Source organism: Borrelia puertoricensis (genome assembly GCF_023035875.1).
In the GTDB taxonomy this organism is placed as follows: domain Bacteria; phylum Spirochaetota; class Spirochaetia; order Borreliales; family Borreliaceae; genus Borrelia; species Borrelia puertoricensis.
Genome location: NZ_CP075379.1, coordinates 92,976 through 112,121, shown reverse-complemented (window position 1 = coordinate 112,121; position 19,146 = coordinate 92,976). Strand labels below are relative to the sequence as shown.

Below are 19,146 nucleotides of genomic sequence, written 5' to 3'. Positions count from 1 at the left end.
ATTTATGTATAAAGATATAGATTCCCATCAGAGAGATTCAAGGACTGATGGACATCAAGATGGTTTTAAAAAAAACCCTAATTTTAGATTTTTTAAGAAAAAAACATGTAGATTTTGTGATATGGACAGAGTTCCTGATTATAAAGAATTTGATTTCCTTAAGAAGTTTATTACAGAGCAAGGAAAAATATTGCCTAGGAGAATTACAGGCACTTCTGCTAAGCATCAGAGGCGTCTTGCACTAGAGGTTAAAAAAGCTAGATATATGGCTTTACTTCCTTTTGTGAAGAAATATTAAGGAGAGATGATGAGAGTAATTTTGAGAGAAGATTTTATTAATCTTGGAAAAGAAGGTGATATTGTTGATGTAAAGGATGGTTTTGCTAGAAATTATTTGTTACCAAAAGGTTTTGCTGTTTTTTCAGATAAGCATAATATTGATATTTTCAATCAAAAAAGGAGATCAATACTTAAGAGACAAGAAACAAGAAAAAAAGCAGCTTTTGAACTTAAAGAAAAACTTGATAAGATCAATTTAGAATTCGTAATGCAGTCTAATGATAGTGGAAAATTGTTTCATAGTATCAATAGCTTAAATATTGCCGATGAGCTTTTAAAGCTTGGGTTTGAAATTGAGAGAAGAAAAATAGATATACACCATGGTACATTAAAAACTTTTGGAATTTATGATGTAACTATTAAGCTTTATGAGGGAATTAATTCTGTCATTAAAGTTGAGATAAAAAGGGAAGAGAAAAAACATTCTCTTAAAAAGTCCAAAAGTGTTGAAAAGGAAGTTTAAAGAAGAGGTATAGTTTGTGGCTTTTACTTCAGTAAGTACAGCCTCTACACTTCTTTTTAACGAAGGCGCAGAAAAGGCAGTTATTTCTAGTATATTTTATAATCCAGGAAAGGTGGAAGAGGCATTATTATATTTAAAACCGGATGATTTTTATAGTCAAAATCATGAGATGATTTTTAAAGCGATGATTTCTCTTTATGAAAAAAGAGAAAATATTGATCCAATAACTGTATTTGAGGAAGTATCTTCTTTAACACCTAAATCACAGCTTTTAAGTAATTTTAAAGCTTTAACAGGATTGCAGGATTATTTGAGTTTTCTCTCAGGGTATCTTCCAACTGATAAGACTATAAATGTTTATGCGAAAATTGTTAAAGAACATCGCATTAGAAGAGATATTTCTAAAATTTCTAAGGAACTGAATGATTTAGCTAATGATTCTACAAAAAAAGTTGAACAATTTGTGGAAGAAGCACAAAGGCATATTCTTTCAATTGAATTAGATTGTTCTAGTAAAAATCTTAATCATGCAAAAATTATTGCTGAGAGAGTTCATGCTGAAATATATGAGAGAAGCATGAAAAAACGAGAAGTTAATTTTGGTATTCCGAGTGGTTTTAAGAAGGTTGATAGTCTTATTGGAGGTTTTAGAGAGAGTGATTTTATTATTATTGGTGCTCGTCCTAGTGTTGGTAAGACTGCCTTTGCACTTAATATTGCATCAAGTATTGCATTGAGGAATGATAAAAAGAGAAAAGTAGGTTTTTTTTCTCTTGAAATGACTTCTGATGCTTTGATTAAAAGAATAATAGCAGCTCAAGCTAATATTGATAGTTTTAAGATTCAAAATAGTATTTTGTCAGGTCATGAAATTAAGGCAATCAATGATGTTGTGAATGATATTAGTAATTCTGAATTTTATATCGAAGATACTGCTAATATTAGTTTATTAACGCTTGCAACTCAAGCTAGGAAGCTTAAGAGATTTTCGGGTATAGATATATTATTTGTTGATTATATTAGCCTTATTTCCCTCGAAGCTAGGAATATTCCACGTCATGAGCAGGTAGCCTCAATTAGTAAAACACTCAAAGAGCTTGCAAGAGAACTTAAGATACCAATTGTTGCTCTTTCACAGCTTACAAGAGATACTGAGGGACGTGAACCCAGTCTTGCTAGTTTAAGAGAATCAGGTGCATTAGAGCAGGATGCAGATATTGTTATTTTACTTCATAGGGATAAGGACTTAAGAAGTGGCTCTGATGATGAGAGAGTGATTAGTGCTATCGATACTAAAATTATTGTTGCTAAACATAGAAATGGGCCTACAGGAAGAGCTGATATATTGTTTTTGCCACATGTTGTTAAATTTGTGAATAAAGAACATGAAAATGATTATTAATATTATTTGTTGCATTCATATAACTTGACTAATTTGACGTATTTATATGTTTATTGTTATACCGATTCCAAGGTAATTAAAATTTAATTTATGTGTTTCTAAAGTATAATTTGTTGTGTTATAAACAATTGGGTGATAATTAATTTTTGTAAATATTTTTGCATTATATGTTACTTTATTGTATTTAAGTGTTTCTATTGATATGCCAGGTTCAATTTCAAGTCCTGCTTGCAGTGTATCTTTTATTTTTAATGGTCTGTAAATGGATTTTATATCTTTTTTATCTTGATTGTAAGATACAAATATTCCAGAACATATGTATAATATAAATCGATCTTTTGTGAATAATTCATACATCAATCCGGATGAAAATCTATTTGTACGGCTATTTAAGTCAGCTAAATTAATATCATAATTTGTTGCAATGGCAAAATAATATTTTAATGAGGGTATTATTATGTAATATATTAAATTTCTAGTTTGTAATGGAATCATAATGTCAAATCCAAAAGAAAAATTTTGGTTGAGGAGATATAAGTTATCTTTCGAGTGATTGTCGTATTCTTCAGTAAAGATTATGCCAAATCCTCCTACACTGAAAAATTTTTCCTTGGTTGAAAAATTGTTTAAATTAAGGTTATTTATTGTAAAAAAGTTTTTAGAATGAAGTCTGTATTGAATTCCAATTCCAGTTTCTGCTTCTTGTATTTTTGAATATGTTTCTATGCTATTTATTTTACTTTGAGTTTGATAAAAGAGTTTAGTTTCAATCCCTATAGACTCATTTCTAAAGTCCATTGCAATGCATGTTTTGAAAAAATAGTCTGCAAAATAAGATAAGTCTATATAATTTTCAATATTAAAAAATTTCATGTAAGAATAATTGATTGCTGTACTTAAGAAACCTCTGTAATTGTAATTTTCATAATTTTTAGGAATTGGTCTTAATTGTCTTAGGGTAAAATGCACTGCTTGTTGTATTAAAGCTCCGCCCCAGTTTCCATAGATTAAATTTTTAATACCAATACCAATATCAATGTTTCCAAAGTATTGTGTTTTTGTTTGTATTGAGAATGGAAAATAATACATAAATCCAATTTCTAAAAGATCAACTCTTCTTCTTAATTGTTCAGGAGAATCTTTATTTCCTCTAAAAGTTAACATGTGTGCTTCTGCATTTATCATGAAATTATATTTTGATTCATGGATAAATATTAAAGAGCCGCTTCTGAGGTCATCAAAAAAATCACAGAGTGCAAATCCAAGGCCGTCATTTAGATTGTTAAAATGGTATTTATTAACACTATCATTTTGATATTTGATTAAATGGTTATAAGCATGAGAATTAATTGCTAATATTATAATTGTCATTTTGAGGCTGAGTTTTGCTAAATACATTAGTAATTAATATAACATTTTTGTTTGAATATATCATTGTGTTTTTGGTGTATTTGATAATTAATATTGATGATAATTTTTATCAAATCATTTATAATATCTTTTATATTCTGTTTTTTCAAATTGTATTTTGTTATTATATAGTTGAAGATTAGTTTTTTTGTGTGGGGTTTTATATGAGAAAAATAGCAATCATTGACGGACTTAGATCACCGATTACTAAATTTGGAGGTGCCTTAAATGGAATGAATATTGTTGATGTGTCTTCAGATATTGTTAAGGCTTTGCTTGGGAGAAATAATATTGAGACAGTGGATGAGGTTATTATTGGAAATGTAATTTCTGCAGGGCTTGGTCAAAATATTGCCAGACAAATTGCTTTGAAGATTGGTTTAGGTGAAATTACTCCTGCTTTTACTGTAAACAAAGTTTGTGGCTCAGGACTTAAGTCTTTAGAACTTGCGTTTAATTCTATAGCTCTTGGTAATAGTGAAGTTGTTTTAGCTGGTGGTGTAGAAGATTTGAGTAATGCGCCTTATCTTTTGCCAAGAGGTGTCAGATTTGATGGTTTAAAATTTGGCGACTTTAAAATAGAAGATTCAATATATAAAGATGCATTAGTTGATACTCCAAGTAGTACTGTGATGGGACTTACAGCGGAAAATTTGGCTGAAATGTATAAAATTACAAGAGAAATGCAAGATCATTTTGCATATAATTCTCATATTAAGGCAACAGCAGCAAGAGATAGTGGATATTTTAATGATGAAATATATCCTTTATCAGTTTTTGATAAAAAGACAAAACTTAAAAGTGTTATATGTAGTGATGAGGAAATACGTGATAGTTTAAGTTTGGAGAAACTGTCGTCTTTAAAACCTGTCTTTAAGGAGGGAGGTACTGTTACTGCCGGCAATTCTTCTAGCTTAGATGATGGGGCTTGTTTTTTAATATTGGCAAGTGAGGATTTTGTTTGCAAAATGGGATTACAACCTTTAGCTTATGTTGGTGGTTTTAAAAGTGTAGGCTTAAATCCTCTTCATATGGGATTTGGAGCTTTTCTTGCTATTGAAGAGATTATAGAGGAATTTAACTTAACTCCAAGTGAAATTGATTTTATCGAAACAAATGAAGCTTTTGCAGCACAATCTTTAAGTGTTTTGAAAGCTTTACATCAAAAATATGATGTGAGAGATAGTATTATCAATGTTAATGGAGGGGCTATTGCCTTAGGGCATCCGTTTTCAGTTAGTGGCGCTAGGATTTTGTTAACCCTTGCACGTCTCATTAAAATAAATAATAAATCAAAAGGAATTGCCTCTCTTTGTATTGGAGGTGGACAGGGTATGGCGGCCTTTTTATATAGATGAATGATATTCTTATTTTAAACTAGATTTAAATTTAATGTTTTGTTAAAATCTTATGCAGTGATTTAGTTCGATGATTGATATAAAGGTGATTTTTATGGGTAATGTTTTGTGTTTTCTGTTATTTTTTGTTGTAGGAATAACTACTTTTGCTCAAAATACTCCTGTTGTAATTATTAATTTGCATAGTAATGAAATTATTACTAAGACAGAATTTGATTCTAAAGTAAATACATTGAAAAAGACACAAGGTAGAGAAGATTTAAGTAATGCTGAGAGAAAGCAAGTTTTGCAGATTTTAATAGCTGATGTCCTTTTTGGTCAAGAAGCTTTAAAGCAAGGTATTAAGGTTGAAGATTCGGAAGTTATGCAAACAATTAGAACTCAGTTTGGACTTTTAAATCTTACAGATGAGCAAATTAAACAAATGATAGAAAGTCAGGGTACAAATTGGAATGAGCTTTTATCTTCAATGAAGAGGTCTCTTTCTGCACAAAAGTTAGTTCTAAAGATTGCTCAGCCTAAATTTTCAGAAATAAAAATCCCAGGAGAAAAAGAAGTAGTTGAATATTATGAGGCTAATAAAACTAAGTTTGTTAATCCTGATATAGCAAGGATTAGTCATGTTTTCTTTTCTTCAAAAGATAAAAAGAGATCAGAGGTTCTTGCAAATGCAAAGGATATTGTAAATCAGATAAAATCGAAAAAAATTACCTTTGAGGAAGCTGTAAGAAAATATTCAAGTGATGAGGGTTCTAAGATTAAAAATGGTGATCTTGGATTCTTGACAAGAGGTGATCAAAATGCACAAAATGTTCTTGGATTAGATTTTATTAAAGAAGTATTTATGCTTAAGAAGGGAGACATTTCTCAGCCAATATCATCAAAAGAAGGTTTTCATATAGTTAAAGTTACTGAAATGTATTCTCAGAGATTTTTAGGCCTTCAAGATAAGATATCTCCTAATATTGATATGACTGTAAAGGATGCCATAAAAAATAATATGGTTAATATTCATCAGCAGCAAATTGTTGTTAGAGTACAACAAGAGCTTTATGATAAACTCAATAAGTCTGCTAGTATACAAATTTTGGATTCTAGTCTAAAATAAAGATAAGATATTTATATTGGTTATGGATTTGAGACATAAGGCTAGGGTATTAGCTTTTCAAAAAATTTACAGTATTGATGTTAATTGTAAGGCAAAAGATAATATTTATGATATTTTTAATCTTGAAGATCATGGATTTGAGTTAGAAGAAGATTTAAAATTATTTTATTCTGTTTTGGTTAATGGTACTTATGATAATTTAGAATCTATTGACAAATTGATTAGTGATATTTCTCTTAATTGGCGTTTAGACCGTATGGATAAAGTTGATCTTGCCATATTGAGGATGAGTGTGTATTCACTTAAGTTTCAAAATTTAGATGTTCCCAAGAGAGTTATAATAGATGAGGCTATTTTAATTGCCAAAAAGTATGGTAGTAAAAATTCTTATAAATTTGTTAATGGAATACTTGATGCTTTGTTGAAAAATATGGAGAGCTCATTTGAAAGTAAATAAGGTGTTGTTGTTTTTTATTTTATTTTTAGTCCTTTTTATATCAATTTTTGTTTATTTGAGCTTGCATCCATACGTTTTATATATGTTAAAGGGCGAACTAGATTTTAATGAGATTCTTGTAGAAGTTGATGGTTATCTTTTAAATGAAAGTTTAGAGAGTGCTGAAAATGCAATGAGATTTTATTCTTATTATGCTGATACTGAATACAAGTGGCTTTCTCTTATTAAAAGAGCAAAGCTTTATTCTGTTAAAATTAAACATTATTTATTGATGAGGGATATTTTGGACTTAAGTGTTAAAAGTTTGCCGGGAAATTTAAAGCTTAGGGCACTTGAAGTATATTCAAAACTTAAGGTGGGAGCTGTTTTAGAGGCTTATGATATTGCAAAGCAGTATCTTTTAGGATATAAGGAATATAAGCATTTGTATGATGAGGCTTTTATTAAAAGTTTAATTTTAAGCTATGATGTAAAAGATATTAAAAGCTTTTTAATCAAAATAGAACATGAAAGAGATGCTTTTGCTTTTGAGACTATAGGTTTAAATCTTCAGAATAATGCATTTTTAATTGATGCAATGCTTTTGTATATAGAGAAAAAGGATTTAGCTTCTGCTAAGAGAATACTTTTGAGGATAAAGGAAGATAAGGATTTTTCTAAAGAGCTTGCCTATATTTCTTATGGTCTTGATAATTTGGATTTTACTATTGCAAATCTTAAGCTTAATAATAGTAATGACCCAAGTTTGATGTTTTTGCTAGCAGACGCCTATTTGAAGAAGGGTGATATTAATAATGCTAAGATTGAATATTTAAAACTTTATACTGATTTTCCTGATTATAGTATGATGGTATATCTTGGTCTGGCATTTATTGCTAAGAAGGAGCATGATTTAAATCGTGCTATTGCTTATTTAAATAAGGCTAATGAAAATTTTAAAGAAAATGAAATTGTGAATTATTATTTGGCTAATGTTTATTTTGAAGCCAATGATTATTTTAATGCAAATGAGATTGCAAAAAAGTATAAAGAGAGTCCTTTATTTTTTAAACTTTACTTTGTGTTGAATTATTCAAATTTAAAATATGAGGCTAAAAAGTCTTTTTTATGGCGTTTATTTTATAGATCAAATTATAGTGCTGATGTTGCTCAGCTTTTGGCTTGGAATTTGCTTCTTTATTCTGATCTAAAAGATTTAGATTTATTTTTTAAGATTTATGATTCTGTCGATGAAGTTCAAGATTGGTATTATTTCTATAAATTTTATTATTTTTTTCTTAAAAAAGACTTAAGTGTTGCGGAAAAAGTGATTATTGAGAATCAAGTGGGCAAATATTTATATGGTTTTTATTATAATCTTGGGGTTTTAAAATTGTATCAAAAAAATTATAAAGAGTCTGAAGAATATTTTAGTAAGACAGTTTCTCTTTTGCCTTTCACTCTTGATGATAAGAGTAAAATTACTTTAAGAGAACGTGAAGATGTGGCAAAAGTGTATTTAAAGCGTGGAATTAATTATCTTTATTTAGGTGAATTTGAAAAGGGACGAGAAGCTATTTTAACTTCTAATTTTTTTTATGAAACTAATGAAGGTAAACTTTATATGAATATGATAGAAATACTTAAAGAGAGGAATTGATTATTTGAAATTAAGATTAAAGTCTAGAGCAGAGATTGAGAAAATTAGGGCATCTGCAAAACTTTTGGCCCAGACTTTTTTAGAGATTGAAAAAAATATTACTCCTGGAATTAACACTAAAACGCTTGATTTGATTGCTAATGATTTTATTGTTAAGAATGGGGCTAAGCCTGCTTTTAAGGGATATTCTGGATTTAAGGGAGCTATTTGTGCTTCTATAAATGAAGAAGTTATTCATGGAATTCCTGGAACAAGAGAACTGAAATATGGCGATGTTATTAGTGTTGATTGTGGGGTTATTTTAGATGGATTTTATAGTGATATGGCTAAGACTTTTAAGGTGGGTAAAGTAAGTCCTAGGATCAATAAATTATTAGAAGTTACAGAGTCTGCTCTTTATAGAGGAATTGATGAAATGAAGGCTGGTAATCGAGTTTTAGATATCTCAAAAGCTATAGAAAATTATATTAAACCATTTGGTTTTGGAATTGTTAGGGATTATACAGGACATGGTGTTGGTTTTGCTTTGCATGAAGAACCAAATGTTCCAAATTATTATGAGCCTTTTTTTAAAAATGTTAGAATTCAGGAGGGTATGGTTTTAGCGATTGAGCCGATGGTAAATTTAGGGAGCCATAAAGTTTCTGTTAAGAATGATGGTTGGACGGTGTTTACATCTGATTTTAGTTGTTCTGCTCATTTTGAACATACTGTTGCTGTTGTTGATGGTTTGCCTTTGATTTTGAGTAAGATTTGATAGATATTAATTAAGTGTTATTTAAAAGATTTGGTTTTATATTATGGAGGTGTATAAAATGAAGAAAAATTTTATTTCCGTATTTTTAGCAAGCTTTTTAGCTTTAACTATTGGATTTTTTGTTGGGATACATTATTTAGGATCTGATAAAAATACTATTGTTTTTGCACAGGAGAAAGGTGGTGCTGGCGAGTCTCTTCAAGATTCTTTTAGAAACGTATCTAAAAAGATTTTACCATCCACTGTGGAAATTTATGCTACTGGAATAGTTAAAACACGCGATCTTTTCCATTTATTCTTTTTTTTTGATATTCCAGGTCTTAACCTTGAAAAAAAGGCGCAATGGGGTGGTTCTGGAGTAATTATTGGAAGAGATTCTAAGAAAACAAATTTATTTTATGCTCTTACAAATAGTCATGTTGTAGATAATGCGATTGAATTTGAAGTTGGAACTTATGACAATAAAACTTATAAAGCAAAACTAGTAGGTAAGGATGATAAAAAAGATATTGCACTTGTTAGTTTTGAGGCTAATGATGCATCTATTGAAATAGCTGAACTTGGTGATAGTGATATGCTTGAGATAGGGGATTGGGTTATAGCTGTTGGGAGTCCCCATAACTTTAGTTTTTCAGTTACAGCAGGTATTATAAGTGGCCTTCATCGTTCGGTTAATCCTAATTTAAAAGCACGAAATTCATTTATTCAAACAGATGCAGCTATTAATCGTGGTAATTCTGGGGGACCTCTTGTAAATATTAAAGGAGAAGTTATTGGAATCAATACTTGGATATCAGCTTCTCCTTCTGGGGGTAATCTTGGACTTGGTTTTGCTGTTCCTATTAATAACGCTAAAAGTATTTTCGATGTTTTGATGAGTGGTAAGAAAAGTGAATCGGCTTGGATGGGAGTTGATTTGCATCGTTTAAGAAGTAAGGACCCGGAACTTCTTAAAAGCTTAGGTTATGAGGATAATTTTGAATCATTAGCAATTATTGCGGGGGTTTATGATGGTACGTCTGCTTTTAGAGCAGGGCTTAAAGCAGGTGATGTAATTAGCAAGATCAATGATGTTTCAATGAGTTTTTTCTATGATGTTAAGCAGTATATTAATGATTTTTATGCGAAAGAGAAAATTAAAGTTGAAATTTTAAGAGGAAAAGAGAAAAAGAATGTTGAAATAGAACTTGATGTTAAGCCCAAAATTAGTAATGAGAAAGAATATGTCTCAGAGCTAAAATTGATGCCAGGTTTTACTGTTTATCCTTTAACTAAGGAGGTTAGGACTCAACTTGGTTTAAGAAACTGGACTAATGGAGTTGTTGTAGACAGTGTTGATCCAACTTTAGGTACAAATCCTAAAATTTCAACAGGAGATATCATTATGGTTGTTAATTCAAAAAGTATTAAAAGCTTAAGAGATTTTTATGATGCTGTTGAACATAGGAAGAATACTTATACTGTTTTAAGAGATGGTCAAACTTTTAAAATATCTTTTTAGTAATAAACTTTATTTTTAGTTTAGGCTTAAAGAATGGATATCTTTAAGCCTATTTAGAGCTTAGAGTTATTAATTTTGTCTTATATTTTAAAATTTCTCAACTTTAGTAAGGCAATATTTTGTGAAGAGGTTAAAGTTTTAAATGGAAGTGATTCTAACTAAGAATTTATTTTTTAAGTGTTTTAGGAGAAGAGTTATTATTTATATTAATGAGTTTTGTTTTTAATTAAAGGTGAGTAATTATGAATTGTTTTGTAATGTTGAGCGCTTGCCAGAGTAGCAAATATGTTGATTTTATGCAAAGGTCAATATTTAGATAAATCTTAATTTTTATGCGTTTTGAGGTGTTATATTAATGAAAAAATTTGTTTCTTATGAAGAGATAAGAATAAATGGTCTTAAGCTTGCTTATAAAATTTATAAAAATGGATTTATTCCTGATATTATGTATGTTTCTTTAAGAGGAGGTGCTTATCTTGGTAATATTATTAGTGAATTCTTTAAATTTATTAAGCCAGAAAAACCCCTTCTTTATGCTGCTGTTGTTGCAAGATCATATGATGTTTCGAATAAGCAAAAAAAAATAATGATAGATGGATGGACTTATGATCCAAAATATTTAAGAGCAGGGGATAATGTTTTATTTGTTGATGATATTTTTGATACTGGTCGTACAATTATTTATTTGCGAGAAGAAGTTCTAAAGAGAGGAATAGATAGTCAAAATGTTAAGATTGCTGTTTATGATTATAAGGAACGTGGGTATTTGGATTATAAGCCGGATTATTATGTTAATAAATATTCAAGTGAAGATGAGTTAAACACATGGATACATTACAGTAATCATGAGTTAATAGGCTTATCAGAAGATGAGTATAAATTAAGTTTTTTTAATTTAGATGATGAACTGAATGATATTTTAAAATTTTTGTCTAGCAAACTTTAGTTTTGTTCTACTTTGATATATTCCAGTTCATTATACCCTATGATGTGTAATGCTTTTGTTATTTCTCCTAAATTATCTTCTGAGATTGGACCAATTAAAGCAAAATTATTTTCTATTTGTGTATTTATTTTATTTAGTGCTTTTATTTTTTTAAATCTATCTTTCGTATGAATTGAATGGACTTTAATGTTATACCATATATTTTTCTTTAATTTGGATTTTTGTATGTTGTTTTTGTCTTGGGGATAATATATTTTGTTAGATTTTCTTATTTTTACGATATTGTTTATGGTTTTTTGTGCGTCTTGCTTTTTATTGGTTTTATCAATTTGTAGATTTGTATTTTTTTTTCTTATAATGTTATGATGATAGTCTTCTTTTTTGTGTGGATAGTTTATTTTATTGGATTTGTTAATCTTGGGCGTTTCTTTACTGTATTGATAATTTGATTTTTTACCTGTGATTTCTTTGTCTATTGAATGTAACATCAATGCTGATAACATTAATGTTAGTTGACATAAAATTTTTATTTGCAATTGTTTCCTCATAAAGTTTTTTGTTAGAAATAAAGAGTTTTAGGAGTCCTTGGAAATGGGATGACATCTCTAATATTGGCCATTCCTGTTATATATTGTATTAATCTCTCAAGTCCAAGTCCAAATCCAGAATGAGGAGTTGATCCAAATCTCCTTAAGTCTAAGTACCAATTAAGAGTTTCTGTTTCTAAATTTAGCTCTTTTATTCTTTTATTCAACTTATCCAAATTATCTTCTCTTTCACTGCCTCCAATTATTTCTCCTATGCGTGGAACTAAAATATCCATTCCTTTAACAGTTTTATCGTCTTCATTCATTTTCATGTAAAATGCTTTAAATTCTTTTGGATAATCAATAATTATGGCAGGTTTTTTAATGATTTCTTCTGTTAAATACCTTTCATGTTCTGTTTGTAAATCCATTCCCCAGTAAGGTTTTATTTCAAATGTTTTTGTTGCATTTTCAAGTTTTTTAATTGCTTGGGTATATGTAATAACTTCAAAGTTAGAGTTTATTACATCTTCAATTTTTTTGATTAAGCCTTTTTCAATGAAATTATCAAAAAATTCCATATCTTGATTACAATTATTTAAAGTTTCTTTTAAAATGTACTTAAGAAAATCTTCTGCTAAATTGATATTGTCTTCAAGTGTAAAGAATGCCATCTCAGGTTCAATCATCCAAAATTCTGAGGCATGGCGTGTTGTGTTAGAATTTTCTGCTCTGAAGGTTGGTCCAAATGTATATATTTTTGATAAGGCCATTGCATAAGCTTCGCCGTGCAGTTGTCCAGTTACTGTAAGGAATGCTTGTTTACCAAAGAAATCGTCTGTAAAGTCAACTTCTTTTCCGTTTGTGATGTTATTAAAATCTAAGGTAGATACACGAAATATTTCACCGGCCCCTTCTCCGTCATTTGATGTAATAATTGGGGTATGTATGTATAAAAATCCATTTTTTTGAAAATATTCGTGAATTTTATAAGAAATTTGATTTCTAATTCTGGCTACAGCCCCAAATGTATTAGTACGAATTCTTAAATGAGGGATTTCTCTTAAAAATTCAAAGGTGTGCCTTTTCTTTTGTAAAAGATATGTTTCTTGATCCGCTTCTCCAATTATATTAAAATTTGTTGTTTTGATTTCATAGGTTTGTCCTTTTGCTGGGCTTAAGATTAAAATTCCGGTTAATGATACACTGGCACCTGTTGTGAGCTTTTTAAATTCTTTTTTTTCAAATTGATGATTTTCTTCATCAATGATCGCTTGAATTCCTTTAATATTTGAGCCATCATTAATTTCTACAAAAGAGATTTTACCATTACTGCGTTTTGTGCGAATCCATCCTTTCACTGTGATTATACTATCTAATATAGGATTATTTAAAATTTCTTTGATGCTCTTATGCATATTTTCCTCTTCTATGATTTGGTATTAATAATAATTATAATTTAAACTATGATAGTTTGAAAGTTTGTTAGGTTGTAAATATTATCAATTGTCATTGAAAGAGAATAAATTAATTTTTATACTTAAATTTAAGTAAGGCTTATGAGCAATTTAAAGAATGTTATAGTTATTTTTGATTCGGGTATTGGTGGACTTTCTTATTTTGAGTATATAAGCAAAAGGCTTGTTAATAGAAATTATGTCTATATTGCAGATAACAAGAACTTTCCTTATGGTGAGAAGAGTTCAGACTTTCTTTTAAAAGAGATTTTGAAACTAGTTTTGAAATTGGAACAAATGTATAATATTGCTGCAATTGTTATTGCTTGTAATACAGCTTCTGTTAGTGTATATGACAAGTTAAATTTTAGTTTTCCTGTAATATATATTTTGCCTTCAGTTGGTTTAGTAGAAGAGCTTGCATATAAGAGGGTTATTTTAATTGCGACACATGCTACCATTAATAGTAAATTTATTCAAAGGGAAAAAGATTGTCATTGGGATTTAGTTTTAAAACCTGCAAGTGATCTTGTGAATTTTGTAGAATATGGAGATAGATTTAAGGAAGATGCACTTAAATATTTAAATTTCTTAAAATTAGAGGTTAAAGCTAGTAGGCGGGATATGGTTTTTTTAGGATGTACACATTATTTGCACATTAAAGACATGATTGAAAATTTTTTAGGAATTCCTGTTTATGAGAATCGTGAACTTGTAACTAATGAGCTTGTTAAAGAATTAAAGAACATTGAGAGTTGTGATGATTGTTTTACACGTTATTTTTATTTAACACAAGATGAAAATTTGTATTTCTATAAGAATTTTTGTAAAAAATATGGTTTGCATTTTAAAGGAATAATCAATTGAATGACCTTAGATTTGAAGTTCTCTGGGGTGTGAATAATATTTATTCTATTGTTAATGTTAATACCAATAAAATTTATGAAGGAGTTATTAAGGGGAAGATTTTAAATATCCAGGATAAAGAATATAGTCCTTTAATTCCTGGAGATTTTGTTTGTGGAGATGTTTATGATGAGGGCAAGGTATATATTAAAGAGAGACTTAAACGAAAAAGTGTCATTTGGCGTTATAATAAAAAGGCTGCTCTTAGGCAAGTTATTGTTTCAAATATAGATAATGTTTTAATTGTTAGTTCTGCTAGTCTTCCTGAGATTAAAAATTCATTTATTGATAGAGTATTAGTAGTTGCTGAGGAACAAGGGATTACTCCTATTATTTTGATAAATAAGGTTGATGAGGGTATAAGCACTAAAGTTGAGACTCTAATTAAAATTTATGAAAATTTAGGTTATAGGGTTATTAAAACTTCTGCTATCACTTTGCAGGGAATTGAAGAAATAAAGGAAATTATTAAGAGTTCGAGAACTTCTTTTGTTGGGCAGTCTGGAGTTGGAAAATCTTCACTTATAAATGAGGTGGATTTAAATGCAGCGCAGGCTATAAATGAAATATCTTATAAATATGCACGAGGCAGACATACTACAGTTTATGCTATGGCTTTTCATTCTGATAATGGAGTGGTAATTGATACTCCTGGAATAAAGGAATTTGGAATTGAAAGCTTAGAACCCCTTAAGCTTAGATATTATTTTAGAGAATTTAAAGATTTGAATAATTTTTGTAGATTTAATTCTTGTTTGCATGCAAATGAGCCAAATTGTTTTATAATGAATCAAATTGGATTTAAAATTTCAGAAGTTAGATACAATAGTTATCTAAAAATTGTAAATGAGCTTAAGAGATATAAGAGTTATGCAAGAGAAATATTTGGAAAAAATTGATTTTTATCAAATATTAGCTTCAGTTGCTTCTTACGTAGCTATTTCAGATACGGTTAACCTTCTAGGTGAGCAACAAATATTGAAAACCGAGGAAGAAGTTAGTCGAGTATGTTTTTTTGTTAAACTTATCAAAAATCTTATTGAAGTTTATGATGAATATCCAAATTCTTGTCTTGAGAGTATAAGTGGTTCTATTGTTTTACTTCTTAAAGAGAACTCAAGAATTTCTCTTGAGGAGATTAAGAATATTATTTTTTTTCTAAGAGAAGTTTTAAGAATAATGCTTTTTTTAGATAAAAATGAGTTTAAGATTCAAAATGAAGTTGAAATTTTGAGAGAATTATTATTTGTAGATCCAAGTTTAAAGCATTTATTAGAGATTTTATGTAAGTATATTGATATTGATGAACTTAAAATAAAACGGGGTGTTGTCAAAAATTATGATGAGATTGATTTTGAAATTAGAAATTTAGATAAAAAAATTGAAAAACATCTCAAGCAGATAATAAGCTTAAATTTGCAATATTTAACCTCTACGCTTATTTATTATAAATCAGGCAAATATACTATTGCACTTAAATCTAGTTTTAAAAATAAAATCAAGGGTAATATCATATCTATTTCATCATCTGGTGAAACATTTTATATTGAACCAAATGATATAGTTAGTGAAAATAATAGATTAGGGTTTTTAAGTTTTGAAAAAAAGCGTATAGTTTTAAAAATTCTGCAAGAACTCTCAGATGAGATTCGCAAACATATTGTTCTTTTAAAAGCCCTTTATAATAAATTTTTATATTATGATTCTCTAAAGGCCAGAGCAATTTATGGAATAAAAAATCAGGGAGTATTTCCTAAATTTGATAGTAATATTAATATTATCAATGCCCGTCATCCTTTAATACAGCATGCAAAATCTATAAATTTTTGTCCTTTAAATAATAAAGTTGTAGTTATTACAGGTCCTAATGCTGGTGGTAAAACGGCAACTTTGAAAACAGTTGCTCTCTTGGGCGCTATGTTCCAATTTGGAATTCCTGTTCCAGTTGATGAGTCTAGTACTTTTAAGATTTTTGATAATATTTTAGTTGATATTGGTGATGATCAATCAATTGCGAATTCACTCTCAACTTTTTCAAGTCATATGAATAATATTGCTTATATTTTAAAGTGTGCAACAAGAGATAGTCTGTTAATATTTGATGAATTTTGTTCAGGTACTGATATTGAACAAGGACAAGCATTAGCTGTGGCTGTTCTTGAGCATTTAATTAATATTAATTCTTGTGTTATTATCTCGACTCATTACAATGTTCTTAAATATTTTGCATATACCCATGAATTTGTTGTTAATGCTTCTATGCAGATGGATTTAAACAAAATGGAACCTAATTATAATTTAATATTTTCTGTTCCAGGTGAAAGCTTTGCTTTTAGTGTTGCAAGTAAGTCTTCTATTGATTCTAATATAGTACTTAGAGCGAAAGAGATTCATTCATCTAATAAAACGGAAGTTAATGAAATATTGGAAAGACTTACAAAAAAGGAGCAGGAAATTCATTTACTTGAAGAGGAATTAAAAGATAAAGTTAAGCTTATTGAACTTAAGGAAATAGAGATTAATAATATTCGGAATAATATTATCTTGAAAGAAATAGATTTGGAAGAGAGATTGATAAATGAGCAGAAAGAATTTTTAAAAAATTCAAGGAAAATTTTAGAAAATTTAGTTAGAGAGATAAAAGAGGGCAGTGTTTGTACTACTAAAAATAAGGAATTTATATCTAATATTACAAATAATATAATTACCAAAACTGCTAAAATTAGATTGCTTAGTCAGGAGATTGCCACTAAGATTGAATTTAGTGTGGGTGATAAGGTCCGAGTCTCTGGGTCAAGTGCTTCGGGGGAAATAATAGGTGTTACTAAAAAAGGGTTTATTGTAAATACTGGTGTTTTTAATATTACGGTTGCATCTTCGAATTTAGAGAAAATATTGGATAATAAGAAGTCTAAAAATGATCGTGATAAAAATTTTAGTTTTTCTTTTGAGAGTCAAGATGATGAATTGAGTCTAACTGTTGATATTAGAGGAATGAGAGTGGTTGAGGCTATAGACTTTTTAAACAGGAAAATAGATAATATGTTACTGAGGAATGTTTGTAAATTTGAGATTATTCATGGCAAAGGAGAAGGTCTTCTTATGGAAGGAATACATGCATTCTTAAGAGATGTGAAATTTGTTAAAAAATATTATTTTGCTTATCCAAGTGATGGAGGAGTTGGAAAAACAATAGTAGAATTTTAAATGGGTATATCAAGATTTGAGGAATTTGAGAATGCATTGTTTAAGATTTGTCTTGATGTTGATTGTGTTCTTGAAGATGAATTTGGTAATTCTTATAAAGTGCATCCAAGTAGGCTCTCTAGAGGGACGGCAGCTAATGGACTTTTGGATGGGCTTTTTCGTGTTACTACTTCTTTTACCCTTGGATATGGTTCTAAATTTGGAAGAGGGTATTTAGTTATTATTGAAATAATAACTCTTGATATAGTCGATGTAGAATTTAGTAACAGAGTTATAGAAAGGGGTATTGAGGTTTTTGGTGAAAAGCTTAAGGAAAGATTTTCAGGAAAAAAACTTTCTATAGTTCATGATATGAATGTTTATAAAATTATAGGAGATTTTTTTAGTGATGTATAATTTTCAGTAATTTGGCTTTTAATGATTAAAAATTTATTGTTATACTTATTTATTGAAAGATTTGTTTATTAAGTATTTTGAGTTATTTTTTTGTATATTAAGGAGTTCTAGTGCAGTTTGAAGTTAAAGATCTGATAAATAAAATTAAAAAAGATGGACTTGAGGAAGCTGAAAAATTAGCAAATGAGATTATTCTTAATGCAAAGAGAGATGCTGAGGCTATTGTTTTAAAAGCTGAGAGTGATGCTAAGGACTTAAAAATACAAGCTGAAGCGGAAACTAATGAGTATAAAAGGCATTCTCTTGAGGCATCTCGTCAAGCAGTTAGGGATTTGATTATTGGTACTGAAAAAAATATTAAATCTCTTTTTAAGACTGCTTTAAAGGATTCTGTTTCTAGAGTGTATGATGATAATTTTTTGAGGGACCTTATTATTAAGGTTGTAGATATTTGGAGTAAGAACGATAAGATAGATATAATGCTTAATGAATCTGATTTTTCTAATTTATTATCTGTTTTAAGAGCAAAGATAGGAAATAGACTTGATGATTCAATTGAGATTAAACCTTTTGAAGGCATAAGTAAAGGTTTTAAAATTCAACAAAGAGATGGAAATTTGTATTATGATTTTACATCAGACACTGTTGCTGATATTCTTTTTGAATATTTAAATCCAAGGTTTAAAGAAGTTATAAAGTTGATTTAGGAGATGTAGTATGTTAAGTCCATATTACTATGTTATGTCGTCATTACCTTATCTTGATTTAAAAATTGGTAAGGGGGGAAATATATCAGGTTTTTTTGATAATATTGAGATTGCTTTAAGCAGGGAAGATTTTCTTTGTCTAAAGGGTTTGTCAGAATCTAAATTCGATAGGGTAAATTTGAAGGTAATTGATCAATTTCTTGAATTTGAAGAAATGATAAGATATACTTTGGCAACTATTAGAGCTGAGAAGTTGGGATTTCCAAAGGATGTGTATTTAGAATCCCCTTATTTTTCTAGTTATTATTTAGGAATTTTAAAACCTCTTTGTCTTAAAGAAAATCCTTTTGAGGTAGAATTAGGACTTGATATGTTAAAATGGCAGTTTCTAACAGAACTTGAAGTGGGAAATGATTTTAACTTTGAAAAATTAGTAATTTATTTGTTAAAGTTAATGTTAGTTTCAAGAAGAAATCTCTTTATAGAAGAGATAGGCGAGAAGAATTTTGATGATATTTGTCAAAAATTAAGTATGCAAATGAGTAAAAATTTTTAAAGGGAATTTG

Annotated in this window: 19 protein-coding genes; 16 read left to right on the top strand and 3 right to left on the bottom strand. The window is 28.9% G+C overall.

Annotated elements, in window-relative coordinates:
• Window positions 1-4 precede the first annotated feature (4 nt).
• Genes rpsR through dnaB form a run of 3 tightly spaced genes read left to right on the top strand, consistent with a single transcriptional unit; the run spans window position 5 to window position 2,204 of the window.
• Window positions 5-298 (top strand): 30S ribosomal protein S18, encoded by a 294-nt coding sequence (rpsR, locus tag bpuSUM_RS00565; RefSeq protein ID WP_025375161.1) that lies wholly within the window; start codon window positions 5-7, stop codon window positions 296-298.
• Window positions 299-307: 9 nt separating this feature from the next.
• Window positions 308-802 carry a 50S ribosomal protein L9 gene (gene rplI, locus bpuSUM_RS00560; protein ID WP_247065281.1) on the top strand — a complete coding sequence of 165 codons (495 nt, stop codon included), beginning with the start codon at window positions 308-310 and terminating at the stop codon, window positions 800-802.
• A gap of 16 nt (window positions 803-818) precedes the next feature.
• Window positions 819-2,204, top strand: coding sequence for a replicative DNA helicase (gene dnaB / locus bpuSUM_RS00555; RefSeq protein WP_247065280.1), 1,386 nt, complete (start codon window positions 819-821; stop codon window positions 2,202-2,204).
• Between the two features lie 42 nt (window positions 2,205-2,246).
• On the opposite strand, the gene bpuSUM_RS00550 is transcribed toward dnaB, so the two are convergent.
• Entirely contained in the window at window positions 2,247-3,602 is a 1,356-nt protein-coding gene (locus bpuSUM_RS00550; protein ID WP_247065277.1) for a hypothetical protein, read from the bottom strand.
• A 176-nt stretch (window positions 3,603-3,778) separates the two neighbouring features.
• Between bpuSUM_RS00550 and bpuSUM_RS00545 the strand changes: the two genes are divergently transcribed.
• The 7 genes from bpuSUM_RS00545 (at window position 3,779) to bpuSUM_RS00515 (ending at window position 11,380) form a co-directional block, all read left to right on the top strand.
• Window positions 3,779-4,972, top strand: coding sequence for an acetyl-CoA C-acyltransferase (locus tag bpuSUM_RS00545; RefSeq protein WP_247065275.1), 1,194 nt, complete (start codon window positions 3,779-3,781; stop codon window positions 4,970-4,972).
• A gap of 70 nt (window positions 4,973-5,042) precedes the next feature.
• Window positions 5,043-6,080, top strand: coding sequence for a peptidylprolyl isomerase (locus bpuSUM_RS00540; protein WP_421622964.1), 1,038 nt, complete (start codon window positions 5,043-5,045; stop codon window positions 6,078-6,080).
• Window positions 6,081-6,102: 22 nt separating this feature from the next.
• Window positions 6,103-6,537 (top strand): transcription antitermination factor NusB, encoded by a 435-nt coding sequence (gene nusB, locus bpuSUM_RS00535; RefSeq protein ID WP_247065271.1) that lies wholly within the window; start codon window positions 6,103-6,105, stop codon window positions 6,535-6,537.
• Window positions 6,524-8,176 (top strand): tetratricopeptide repeat protein, encoded by a 1,653-nt coding sequence (locus tag bpuSUM_RS00530; RefSeq protein ID WP_247065269.1) that lies wholly within the window; start codon window positions 6,524-6,526, stop codon window positions 8,174-8,176. The genes nusB and bpuSUM_RS00530 overlap by 14 nt, the downstream gene beginning before the upstream one ends.
• A 4-nt stretch (window positions 8,177-8,180) precedes the next feature.
• Window positions 8,181-8,933 carry a type I methionyl aminopeptidase gene (map, locus tag bpuSUM_RS00525; protein WP_247065267.1) on the top strand — a complete coding sequence of 251 codons (753 nt, stop codon included), beginning with the start codon at window positions 8,181-8,183 and terminating at the stop codon, window positions 8,931-8,933.
• A gap of 58 nt (window positions 8,934-8,991) precedes the next feature.
• Window positions 8,992-10,434 (top strand): trypsin-like peptidase domain-containing protein, encoded by a 1,443-nt coding sequence (locus tag bpuSUM_RS00520; RefSeq protein WP_247065265.1) that lies wholly within the window; start codon window positions 8,992-8,994, stop codon window positions 10,432-10,434.
• A 355-nt stretch (window positions 10,435-10,789) separates the two neighbouring features.
• The gene (locus bpuSUM_RS00515) at window positions 10,790-11,380 is read left to right on the top strand and encodes a phosphoribosyltransferase (protein ID WP_247065263.1); all 591 of its coding nucleotides are present in this window, start codon (window positions 10,790-10,792) and stop codon (window positions 11,378-11,380) included.
• Here bpuSUM_RS00515 and bpuSUM_RS00510 read toward each other — a convergent pair.
• Both bpuSUM_RS00510 and asnS read right to left on the bottom strand, forming a co-directional pair.
• The gene (locus bpuSUM_RS00510; protein WP_247065261.1) at window positions 11,377-11,916 is read right to left on the bottom strand and encodes a hypothetical protein; all 540 of its coding nucleotides are present in this window, start codon (window positions 11,914-11,916) and stop codon (window positions 11,377-11,379) included. The genes bpuSUM_RS00515 and bpuSUM_RS00510 overlap by 4 nt on opposite strands.
• A 23-nt stretch (window positions 11,917-11,939) precedes the next feature.
• A complete protein-coding gene (asnS, locus tag bpuSUM_RS00505; protein WP_247065259.1) occupies window positions 11,940-13,325 on the bottom strand; it encodes an asparagine--tRNA ligase in 1,386 nt (461 codons plus the stop codon).
• A 141-nt stretch (window positions 13,326-13,466) separates the two neighbouring features.
• Here asnS and murI point away from each other — a divergent pair, with 141 nt between their 5' ends.
• The 6 genes from murI (at window position 13,467) to bpuSUM_RS00475 (ending at window position 19,136) form a co-directional block, all read left to right on the top strand.
• Complete coding sequence (gene murI / locus bpuSUM_RS00500; protein ID WP_247065257.1) at window positions 13,467-14,231, top strand: glutamate racemase; 765 nt, start codon at window positions 13,467-13,469, stop codon at window positions 14,229-14,231.
• Window positions 14,228-15,169, top strand: a complete 942-nt coding sequence (gene rsgA, locus bpuSUM_RS00495; RefSeq protein WP_247065255.1) for a ribosome small subunit-dependent GTPase A — start codon at window positions 14,228-14,230, stop codon at window positions 15,167-15,169. The genes murI and rsgA overlap by 4 nt, the downstream gene beginning before the upstream one ends.
• Window positions 15,141-17,477: an endonuclease MutS2 gene (locus tag bpuSUM_RS00490; protein ID WP_247065253.1), complete on the top strand. Its 2,337-nt coding sequence runs from the start codon at window positions 15,141-15,143 to the stop codon at window positions 17,475-17,477. Before rsgA ends, bpuSUM_RS00490 begins: the two co-directional genes overlap by 29 nt.
• Window positions 17,478-17,873: a hypothetical protein gene (locus bpuSUM_RS00485; RefSeq protein WP_247065251.1), complete on the top strand. Its 396-nt coding sequence runs from the start codon at window positions 17,478-17,480 to the stop codon at window positions 17,871-17,873.
• Between the two features lie 110 nt (window positions 17,874-17,983).
• Window positions 17,984-18,580, top strand: coding sequence for a V-type ATP synthase subunit E (locus tag bpuSUM_RS00480; RefSeq protein WP_247065249.1), 597 nt, complete (start codon window positions 17,984-17,986; stop codon window positions 18,578-18,580).
• 10 nt (window positions 18,581-18,590) lie between these two features.
• Window positions 18,591-19,136, top strand: coding sequence for a DUF2764 family protein (locus bpuSUM_RS00475; protein ID WP_247065247.1), 546 nt, complete (start codon window positions 18,591-18,593; stop codon window positions 19,134-19,136).
• Window positions 19,137-19,146 lie beyond the last annotated feature (10 nt).